This is a genomic window from Prosthecobacter sp. (assembly GCF_044373815.1).
Taxonomy (GTDB): Bacteria; Verrucomicrobiota; Verrucomicrobiia; order Verrucomicrobiales; family Verrucomicrobiaceae; genus Prosthecobacter.
The window spans coordinates 1-3,945 of record NZ_JBIPNG010000555.1; the positions used below are offsets into that span (position 1 = coordinate 1).

A 3,945-nucleotide genomic window follows, 5' to 3' on the forward strand; every position below is an offset into this window, starting at 1 on the left:
GCAAGGAAGTCTGGAAGTTTGAAACGCAGGCCGAGATCCACGCCGCCGCCAATGTCTGGACGAATCCCGAAACCAAGGCGCAGAAAATCATCATCGGCAGCTACGACTACTCCATCTACTGCCTCGACGCCAAAACGGGCGTGAAGGAGTGGGCCGCTGAAACCGGCTACTACATCAACGGAGGCTCCGCCGTGGGAGACGGCAAGGTCGTCTTCGGCGGCTGCGACAGCGTGCTGCACGTGCATGATGTGAAGACCGGCAAGGAGGAGCGACAGATTGAAGTGGGGGCCTACATCGGCAACAACGTCGCCATCGCCGACGGCGTCATCTACGTCAGTCATTACGGCAACCGCGTGGGTGCCTACCGCATCGCCGACGGCACGAAGGTCTGGGAATACGGCGAGCGCGACTTCGAGTACTATGCCGCGCCCGCCATCTGGGAGAAGGGTGTCTTTGTTGGCGGCCGTGACAAACGCTTCCACGCCATCGACCGCGTCACCGGCGCGCAACTTTGGGAATTCCGCGCCCGTGATCGCATCGACAGCAGCGCCGTCATCTGCGCCGGCAAAGTGGCACTCTTTGGCTGCGACGACGGCTACATCTACGCCCTCGACCTTAAGACGGGGAAAGAGGTGTGGCACAACGAAATCGGTGCCCCGGTGAAGACGTCAGCGGCTGTCGCCGGGAACTACGTGCTGTTTGGAGCGGATGACGGGGTGCTGTATGTGTTTAAGAATGGGAAGTGAGGTGCGTGACGGACTCTTTCCGAATCACGCCATGCTCAGTGTCTCCACGGCGGCCTCGAAGTGGACCATGGCTCCTTAGCAGCCTAGGCCAGTCTTTGTCACCAGCCCGAGAAGATGACGCATTTTGCGCTTGAGGCGCCAGACGAAGGAGCGGGGAATGGTGCGGTGAATGGCGAACTTCTTCACGTATTTGGGCACCGTCCACAGGGTGGTCATTCCATCCTGAAAGAGGGCCGTGTCACCGGCACGCAGGGTGTGGACCTTGCGGCCCGGGTTTTGTTCTTCGATCACCACCTCGCCTTCCAGAATCTGCACAATCTCATCCAGGCCAAACACCCACTTAAATTTGCCCGCCTGGCACTCCCAGACCGCACAGGAAAGTGTGTTGTCCGCCGCGATCGCCAGGGTGGTGGCCCGGGCAATCGGGTTGCCCTCCAGAATCCAATCGGGATTGATGGGTGCCAGCTGGAGATCTTGCTGATGGATGGATCCCGTCTGAATCAGGGGGAAGGTGCTGGGCTTCCGGTTCGCGGTATGAGCAGGGGCGCTGTCGTTGAACCCAAATGGTGAATGAAGAGCTTTTTCCATGTTTTCCATCTTTAACCATAATAGCCAAATCGCCTACTGTCGAGAAAACTCGTGTGGCGGAAGCCTGATTTGGCTGCCCGGCTGATTCTTTACTTAGGCCAAAGGCGAGCCTGCCAGCAGCCAGAACACACGACGATTCGACTGCACCTGCCCTCAGGTGTTTTTCCATTGTCCGTTCCTCCCGCTGCAGCCCCTTCTTGCATCCCTTCAGCCCACCGCTAAAGGAACTGGGTGCGTATCATTTCTGGCAGTGCAGGAGGGCTCGCTCTCGAAGTCCCCAAAACCGTCACCCGGCCCACGCAGGATCGGGTAAGGCAGGCTGTGTTCTCGATGCTCGGGGAACTCGTCCCGGGGGCGCATGTGCTGGATTTGTTTGCCGGCACAGGGGCCATCGGCCTGGAATGCCTGAGCCGGGGCGCGGCTTCAGCGATGTTTGTGGATGAGAACAAAGGGGCCTGCGACGTGATCCGCAAGAACATCGCCAAGACCCGTCTCACGGGGGCCACGGTGCGCCACGGGGATGTGTTCACCATGTTGCCGCTGCTGCAACGCGACGGCAAACAGTTCGACCTCATCTTTGCCGATCCTCCGTACACGCACTGTGATACAGACACGGATTTCGTTGCCAAACTGCTCGCCGAAGAAGCTCTCCCGACACTGCTGCACGCGGAGAGCCACCTCATTCTGGAAAGTCACCACTTCAACCGCGAAACGAAAAGCTGGCCCGGCTGGGAGGTGCTGACTGATCGCAATTACGGCTCCACCCGCATCGTCTGGCTGCGCAAACTTCCGCATGGCATCGAAAGCGCTTAGCCTTAGTCTCTACAATCTGGCGCTGCCTTTGGGGCTGGTGCTGATGCTGCCGGGAGCCATCCGCAAGATGCGCCGCCGCAATGGCCGCTGGCAGGATCTCGCCCAGCGCTTCGGCTTGTTTCCCCGGGAGACTCAGGCCGCCATCAATGCCCTGCCCCAGCGCGAACGCTTCTGGGTGCATGCGGTGAGCGTGGGAGAGGTGGGGGTGGCAAAGAAGCTCATCTCACGCCTGCTCAAAACCAATGCCGACCTCGGCATCGTGCTCAGCACGACGACACCCACGGGGCATGCGCTCGCTGAGGAACTGGCGGCGCAGCATGCAGGCCGCATGGTGGCCATCTACAGTCCCATTGATCTGCCGGGTGTGGGCCGTCTCATGCTGGAGCGCATTCAGCCCACGCAGCTGGTGCTCGTCGAGGCGGAAGTGTGGCCCAACCTCACGGCCGCTGCCTCACGCCTCGGCATTCCCATTTCGCTGGTCAACGCGCGGCTCTCTCCGCGCAGCGAGCGCCGCTACCGCAAGTTCAGCTGGTTCATCGGGCCGATCTTTCGCATGCTCAAGCAGGTCCTTGTGCAGGAGGCCGACGACGTCGCGCGCTGGCAGGGCTTTGGAGTCGATGCAGAGCGCATCCACCTCACTGGCAGCATCAAATACGATCCTGAAGGTGCGGTCGTGCCAGCCATCAAAATCGAGGAACTGCGTGCGGTGCGCGCTCTCGCCGGCATTGCCGAGGCGCAGCCCACGCTGCTTGCCGCCAGCACGCATGCGGGGGAAGAGATCGAACTCGCGCGCGTCTTCCTGCGTCTGCGAGAACAGGTGAGCAATCTCGCGCTGCTCATCGTGCCACGCCATGTGGAGCGCCGTGCGGAAATCAGCGCTGATTTGCAAAGCATCGGCATCTCCCCTGCCCTGCGCAGCGTGCCCAACTCGCGTGTGGATGCCAGTGCGCCCGTCTTTCTGATCGACACCACGGGCGAACTCGCCGCGTGGCAGCATCTCGCCACGCTGGTGGTGGTCGGGAAGAGCTTCCTCGCTCAAGGCGGCCAGAACCCCGCCGAGGCCGCGCTGGCGCAGAAGCCGGTGCTCTTTGGACCTCACATGGAAAACTTCACGCCGCTGGTGGATCTGCTGCTGAAGCACCGAGGCGCGCAACAGGTCGCTGATTTTGCAGAGCTGGAATCCGCCTGCCGCACGCTGTTGCAGGATCAGGCCAAAGCCGCGCGCATGGCGCAGGCTGGCCACGATGCGCTGACGATTCACGAAGGCGCGACGATGCGCAGCGTGGAGCGGTTGCTGCCAAACTAAGCGAGAACTTCAGGCCCAAAGCGATTGCGGGTACTCACCCGCATCAATCAGCGCGCGAATGCTCGCCACGACTTCCGCTTTGTCTTCAGGATAGGTGACACCGAACCACTTGCCCGTCGTTTCCAGCACACGCACGTCGGCCTTGCCAGCGGCGATCAGCGCATCCACTTGGGCAGGCACGTAGCACTCGGATTTGAGCTCAGTGCCGCGCTCGGCGAGGAAGGCGGCAAAGGCGGTGCGCAGGTGCGCGAAGATGTCCGGGGTGAAACCGAAGAAGTTCATGGACACGACTTCGTCTCCGGTGAGCGGGACGTAAGCGCCCTCCACCTCGCGGTTTTCCGCACCGGTGTCGCATTTGAAAATCTTGGTCATCTCCAGCACCGTGCTCAGCATGCCGCTGGCATCGCAGGTGCAGACGCCGCGTGAGACGCTGCCGTGCTCTGAAAGCGTGTTCTTCAAGTAGAAGCCCACCATGGACCAGTGGCTTTTGCC

4 protein-coding genes and 1 pseudogene are annotated in these 3,945 nt (G+C 61.3%); 3 read left to right on the forward strand and 2 right to left on the reverse strand.

The features are described from left to right. Positions 1-746 (forward strand): PQQ-binding-like beta-propeller repeat protein (locus ACIREA_RS28060; protein WP_397385626.1); only part of this gene is annotated, 746 nt, incomplete at its 5' end. 75 nt (positions 747-821) lie between these two features. Here the strand turns inward: ACIREA_RS28060 and ACIREA_RS28065 are convergent. Then, complete coding sequence (locus tag ACIREA_RS28065) at positions 822-1,334, reverse strand: cupin domain-containing protein (protein ID WP_397385627.1); 513 nt, start codon at positions 1,332-1,334, stop codon at positions 822-824. Positions 1,335-1,565: 231 nt separating this feature from the next. Here ACIREA_RS28065 and rsmD point away from each other — a divergent pair, with 231 nt between their 5' ends. Together rsmD and ACIREA_RS28075 are read left to right on the forward strand one after the other, a co-directional pair. After that, entirely contained in the window at positions 1,566-2,147 is a 582-nt protein-coding gene (gene rsmD, locus ACIREA_RS28070) for a 16S rRNA (guanine(966)-N(2))-methyltransferase RsmD (RefSeq protein WP_397385628.1), read from the forward strand. Next, a complete protein-coding gene (locus tag ACIREA_RS28075; RefSeq protein WP_397385629.1) occupies positions 2,128-3,453 on the forward strand; it encodes a 3-deoxy-D-manno-octulosonic acid transferase in 1,326 nt (441 codons plus the stop codon). Before rsmD ends, ACIREA_RS28075 begins: the two co-directional genes overlap by 20 nt. Before the next feature lie 9 nt (positions 3,454-3,462). Here ACIREA_RS28075 and ACIREA_RS28080 read toward each other — a convergent pair. After that, positions 3,463-3,945, reverse strand: a pseudogene (locus ACIREA_RS28080) (nucleotidyltransferase); the annotation flags it as partial.